Here is a 5,537-nt window from a genome sequence, read left to right as displayed (position 1 = left end):
GATAGCTACCCTTATTCACCCCACTTTGCCCCGCTCACGTGGCAGTTCCCTCCGGGGAGGGCGATCCGCGCCACCGTCCTGATCACGTCGCTGGGCGACTCATCTGGCTGGGCGACTCATCTGGCCGGACGGCTCGCGCGATCCGGTGATGGCGAGATGATCGGGGCCGAGCGCGAGGCGGGTCGTCGCTGGCGTGGGGCGCGTGGTGCGCTGGAGTCGGCGGTGGGGCGCCAGCCATGCTTCAGGAGCGCTTCCCGCATCCGCTGCAGCCCACGGCGGCACCCGTTGTGGAGGTCGACAGCGACCGACTGCACCTCGATCCAGCCATGCGCTTCCCGGAGCTCCCGACGCCTGATGTCTTTCTCCTGCTGCTCCTTCGTGCGGTGGGACGGCCCGTCATGCTCGACGCACACCTTCCACTCGGGCCAGGCCAGGTCCGGTTCGCCGAGGTCAACCCCATCGGTGAACTGGCGAACGTTCAGCTCGGGGGTGGGGAGCTGTGCTCGGCCCGCGGCGAGGCGAAGAGTCGTCTCGGCGGCGGAATCGCTGCCGATTCGAATCAGCGTGAGCGCCTCTCTCAGACGTGGCCTGCCGGTGCCGGGGTAGGCGAGTGTGGCATCGATGAGCTGGGCGGGCGTGGCGTAGGGCTCAAGACGGTTCTCCGCCCAGGCGCGCGGGATCCGCACCAGGTGGTCGCCGATCTTCACGAGCTGGTCGATGGAGACCTCCTGAGCGAGATCGAGCCAGGTGCGAATCCGACTGGTGACTCTCAGGTCCGAGATCGTGACGATCTCCTCAGCGCGCAAGCGTTGCCGATTCCAACGCAGGAGCTTCGTGTCGCGATGGACGAGATCGCCGGCAGTCAGATGGACGGGGGTGATCTGCGGAGCCGCGTCCCATCTCTGCAGTGCCTGCGTCAACGGGAAGCCCCAGTGCCGTGCTGCGCTCTGACCTCTCGCCACGACCAGGGGGTCGCTGCGGGTCATCGCGGTCAGGAGCGCGAGCTCCGTGAGGTCGACGTCCGTGCGGGCGTAGATCCCGTAGCCCAGCCGGCGGAGATCATTCGCCCTCAGCCGATCCACGCTCACCCCAGCCTGCTTCGCCTCCGCCGCCGTGAACACGGCATACGGCAGCGATGGTGGCAGCGGGTAGGGGAGTCGGGGCATGGGCACATGCTCCGCCGCGCGGAGGCTCCTCCACCCCGTCATCCACAACCCCGAGGTCACTGCTCTGCCCACCGATCCTCCCCATGGAGGAGTTCTCTTTTCGGTGATCCTGGCGTCGAGGGAGGGTCGGGCGTTGCCCGAGAGCAGCCCTCGCGCCAGTGGGGCCCGTCCCGTCGCGCCAGTGGGGCCCGTCCCGTCGCGCCAGTGGGGCCCGTCCCGTCGCACCAGCGGGGCCCGTCCCGTCGCACCAGCGGGGCAAAGTAGGGGGATAGCGGAATCTATCGCCCAACTTTGCCCCGCTGGCGAGGTGGAGGTGCCCGGCGATGAGGTGGAGGGCCCGCTGGCGGGGTGGGGGGGGCCCCGAGGACAGCACTCGTGAGCAGTACCCGTGAGCGGCGGAGAGTACGCCTCTGCCTGGCCTGGCCTGATCACGCCACGCCCGGGGGGATGTTGTGCTGGTCACGGGGCTGAATCGCGCTGACCAGGGGGCCTGTCTCGCATGCCGAGGTCACTGTGGCCAGGACCAGGCATTTTCGTAGACTGGGCGGCGGCTGGTGCCCGCTCGCAGGGTGCCCGGAGCCGCGTCGGGCGAGTGAAAGCACTGCCCATCGGCGCGGCGGAACGGGAACATTTCTGCGGTACCGATCCAGCCCAGGGCCCGCCCACCAGCGGTCCCACTCAGGGCCCGCCCACCTAGGGCAGGCCCGTCCAAGGCCCGCCCCACGGCAGGCCCGTCCAGGGCCCGCCCACGGCTGGCCCACCGCACCACCCGCATCACCCCGCCTGTCCTCCACCGCGTAAGGAACCTGCCTCATGAGCCTGGTCGTCCAGAAATTCGGAGGATCCTCCGTCGCTGACGCCGACTCGATCAAGCGTGTCGCGAAGCGCATCTCCCTCTACGCGAAGGCCGGCCACAAGGTGGTCGTCGTGGTCTCCGCGATGGGGGACACCACCGATGAGCTGATCGACCTCGCCGAGCAGGTGGCCCCGAATCCGCCGCCGCGCGAGATGGACATGCTGATCACGGCGGGGGAGCGGATCTCGATGGCGGTGCTGTCGATGGCGCTGAACAACGTCGACGTCACCGCCCGCGCCTACACCGGCTCGCAGGCCGGGCTGATCACCGATGGTGATCACGGCAGGGCGCAGATCCGCGACGTCACTCCGGGCCGGATACAGGAGGCCGTGGATGAGGGTGCGGTCGCGATCGTCGCCGGCTTCCAGGGCGTCTCGCACGATTCCAAGGAGATCACCACGCTGGGTCGTGGTGGCTCTGACGTGACCGCGGTGGCGCTCGCCGCAGCGCTGAACGCCGACGTCTGCGAGATCTACTCGGACGTGGACGGCGTGTTCTCGGCCGATCCGCGGATCGCCCCGTCGGCACGCCGGGTGCCGCTGATCTCCAGCGAGGAGATGCTGGAGATGGCGGCCAACGGCTCGAAGATCCTGATGGCCCGCAGCGTCGAGTACGCGCGCCGCTACGGGGTGCCGCTGCATGTGCGCTCCTCGTACTCGGGTCGTGTGGGGACGATCGTCGCCGACGATCCCGAGCGCGAGATCCCCCTCGACCCCGACGTCACCCTCCGTACCGCGGATGTCGTCCGACGCGACGCCGCCGACCCGACCAAGGAGCTCCCCATGGACGATTTCGCAGCAACGGGCCTCGAGGCGCCGATCATCTCGGGCGTCGCCCACGACAGCAGCGAAGGCAAGATCACCGTGGTCGAGGTGCCGGACCTCCCGGGCCGCGCCGCGATGCTGTTCGACGTGGTCGCCAGCTCCGGCGCGAACATCGACATGATCGTGCAGAACTCCTCGACCGTGGATGACACGGTCGCGATCTCCCTGACGCTCCCGGAGGCGGATGCGCCTGCCGCGTTGAAGGCCATCGAAGATGCGCATGAGGCGATCGGCTACACCGAGGTCCGCTACAACGACCAGATCGGCAAGGTCAGCATCGTCGGCGCGGGGATGCGATCGCACCCGGGCGTCTCGGCGCGGCTGTTCCGCTCGCTCGGCGAGGCCGGCATCAACATCGACATGATCTCCACCTCGGAGATCCGCATCTCCGTCGTCACCGAGCAGGCTCGGCTCGACGACGCGGTGCGCGTGATCCACACGGCGTTCGGCCTCGACGCCGAGCAGACCGAGGCCGTGGTCTACGGAGGGACCGGACGATGAACACCAGCACCAGCACGCTCGACTTCTCTCTCACCCCCGGCTATGCGGCCGACGGGCCCGTCATCGGCGTCGTCGGCGCCACTGGTCAGGTGGGCCGTGTGATGCTCACCCTGCTCGCCGACCGGGCGGTCAAGCACTCCGCGATCCGCGTGTTCGCGTCAGCCCGCAGCGCCGGCAAGACCGTCCAGTACGCCGGCCATGAGCTGACCGTCGAGAACGCCGAGACCGCGGACATCACCTCCGACGGCAACCGGCTCGACATCGCGATCTTCTCCGCCGGCGGGTCGACCTCCAAGGCCCTCGCCCCCCGGTACGCGGCCGCTGGCGCCACCGTGGTCGACAACTCCTCGGCCTACCGCCGTGATGACGAGGTGCCGTTGGTGGTCTCCGAGGTGAACCCGGAGGCGCTGGTGAACCCGCCGCGCGGGATCATCGCGAACCCGAACTGCACCACGATGGCCGCGATGCCCAGCCTGAAGGTCCTCCACGACGAGGCGGGCCTGGCCCGGCTGAAGGTCGCGACCTACCAGGCCGTCTCCGGCTCCGGGGTCGAGGGTGTCAAGGAACTTGCGGGACAGGTCCGCAAGGGCGTCGATGATGTCGAGAAGCTCGCGATCGACGGCTCGGCCGTGGATCTCGGGCAGCCGAGCATCTACGCCAAGCCCATCGCGTTCAACGTGGTCGCGCTCGCCGGGAGCCTGGTGGACGACGGCTCCGGTGAGACCGACGAGGAGCAGAAGCTCCGCCACGAGTCCCGGAAGATCCTGGGGCTGCCGGGGCTGCCGGTCGCGGGAACCTGCGTGCGGGTGCCGGTGATGAGCGGTCATGCGCTGGCGATCCATGCCGAGTTCGACCGGCCGCTGTCGGCGGAGCGCGCTCGTGAGCTGCTCGCTGCGGCTCCTGGTGTGAACGTGGTCGAGCTGCCGAACCCGCTCGAGGCAGCCGGTCAGGATGGCACGTTCGTGGGCCGTATCCGCCAGGATCAGTCGGTGCCCGAGGACAAGGGCCTCGTGCTGTTCGCGGTGGCGGATAATCTCCGTAAGGGCGCTGCCCTGAACGCCATCCAGATCGCGGAGCTGATCGCTGCGCGCTGACATGACCAAGGAGAGACGTCGATGACCCTCGCTGCCACCAATGGCCCTCCCGGAGTGGGTGCCGGACCGGCGCCTCTTTCCGCCATGTTCTCCGACCGTGCAGGTGAGGAAGCTGCGGGCGGCGGATCCCTGTACCTCAGTGTGGATCCGCTGGCCCGCGCCCTGCGCACCCTCGACACGATCGCCGCCACCGAGCTGGGCATCGGCGAGGACCTGCGCGCGGTGATCGACGCTCCGGTGGGCACGCTCCCGCCGCCGGCGCCTCTGAGCGAGGAGACGGCCGACGCTCCGGGCGAGCCCTCGAGCGAGGCACCGGCGCCCGGGTCCTCACGCCGTGAGGCGATCCTCGACAGCGCCTCGGCCCTGTTCGCCGAGCGCGGCTATCACGGGGCGAGCCTGCGGGACATCTAGCGACGGGTGGGCATCTCGCACCCGGGGATGCTGCACCACTTCTCCTCGAAGGAGGTGCTGCTCGGGGCCGTGATCGATCGTCTCGAGGCGAGCGCGCAGGGCCTGCTGGATTCGGCCGACGCACTGCAGACCTCTCCGCAGTCGCTGATCGCGGCGCTGTCCGGCCCCTGGGATCCTCGGCAGCACTCGATGGCGCTGCTGGCCACGCTGTCGGCAGAGATCGTGAACCCGGATCATCCGGGCCGCTTCCGCATCGCCCGGCTGCGCCTGGTGCACGAGCATGTGCTGGAGCAGGCGCTGACGGGTCTGGCGGAGCACGGCCATCTGGTCGACGGCGCGGATCCGAAGATGCTGGCGCGCACGATCGTCTCGCTGCTGCTGAGCCTCGCGGTGCGGGAGCGCACCGTGCGCGAGCTGCAGAACCGGGCCGACGCGGACCCGATCCAGGACGTGCAGGCGCTGGTCCGCCGCTGGGTGGTCGGCTGACCCGCAGGCGCCTCAGCCCAGCGGCACCGACCTCCTGCCCCGCGCCTGCGCCCTGTTGCCGGCGCCTGCGCCACTTCGGCCCGCTCCTGTCCCACCTCTGCGCCACTTCTGTGCAACTTCTGCGCCGCAGACGACTGGTGCGGCCGTGTTATGTCGCAGGACATCGGTGACAGTTCTGTATCAGGACATCGGTGACACT

The 5,537-nt window shown here is 69.5% G+C and carries 5 protein-coding genes; 4 read left to right on the top strand and 1 reads right to left on the bottom strand.

The annotated features are described in order from the left end of the window. Positions 1 to 116 precede the first annotated feature (116 nt). A complete protein-coding gene (locus ACTH43_RS12860; protein WP_441445298.1) occupies positions 117 to 1,166 on the bottom strand; it encodes a hypothetical protein in 1,050 nt (349 codons plus the stop codon). Between the two features lie 813 nt (positions 1,167 to 1,979). Between ACTH43_RS12860 and ACTH43_RS12855 the strand changes: the two genes are divergently transcribed. Genes ACTH43_RS12855 through ACTH43_RS12840 form a run of 4 tightly spaced genes read left to right on the top strand, consistent with a single transcriptional unit; the run spans position 1,980 to position 5,338 of the window. Further along, the gene (locus ACTH43_RS12855; RefSeq protein ID WP_441445297.1) at positions 1,980 to 3,347 is read left to right on the top strand and encodes an aspartate kinase; all 1,368 of its coding nucleotides are present in this window, start codon (positions 1,980 to 1,982) and stop codon (positions 3,345 to 3,347) included. Then, on the top strand, positions 3,344 to 4,441 hold the full coding sequence (locus ACTH43_RS12850; RefSeq protein WP_441445296.1) for an aspartate-semialdehyde dehydrogenase: 1,098 nt from the start codon (positions 3,344 to 3,346) through the stop codon (positions 4,439 to 4,441). Before ACTH43_RS12855 ends, ACTH43_RS12850 begins: the two co-directional genes overlap by 4 nt. A gap of 21 nt (positions 4,442 to 4,462) precedes the next feature. Next, the gene (locus ACTH43_RS12845) at positions 4,463 to 4,852 is read left to right on the top strand and encodes a hypothetical protein (RefSeq protein WP_441445295.1); all 390 of its coding nucleotides are present in this window, start codon (positions 4,463 to 4,465) and stop codon (positions 4,850 to 4,852) included. Positions 4,853 to 4,879: 27 nt separating this feature from the next. Continuing rightward, a complete protein-coding gene (locus ACTH43_RS12840) occupies positions 4,880 to 5,338 on the top strand; it encodes a TetR/AcrR family transcriptional regulator (protein WP_441445294.1) in 459 nt (152 codons plus the stop codon). The last annotated feature ends 199 nt before the right edge of the window (positions 5,339 to 5,537 follow it).

It is taken from the genome of Brachybacterium sp., from assembly GCF_052095815.1.
Classification (GTDB): Bacteria; Actinomycetota; Actinomycetes; order Actinomycetales; family Dermabacteraceae; genus Brachybacterium.
This window is presented reverse-complemented; position numbering and strand designations above follow the sequence as displayed.

Excerpts from the sequence above, each read along its gene's own strand:
- ACTH43_RS12840 (WP_441445294.1), top strand. The coding sequence starts at position 4,880 with ATGCTGCACCACTTCTCCTCGAAGGAGGTGCTGCTCGGGGCCGTGATC.
- ACTH43_RS12860 (WP_441445298.1), bottom strand. The coding sequence starts at position 1,166 with ATGCCCCGACTCCCCTACCCGCTGCCACCATCGCTGCCGTATGCCGTG.
- ACTH43_RS12850 (WP_441445296.1), top strand. The coding sequence starts at position 3,344 with ATGAACACCAGCACCAGCACGCTCGACTTCTCTCTCACCCCCGGCTAT.
- ACTH43_RS12855 (WP_441445297.1), top strand. The coding sequence starts at position 1,980 with ATGAGCCTGGTCGTCCAGAAATTCGGAGGATCCTCCGTCGCTGACGCC.
- ACTH43_RS12845 (WP_441445295.1), top strand. The coding sequence starts at position 4,463 with ATGACCCTCGCTGCCACCAATGGCCCTCCCGGAGTGGGTGCCGGACCG.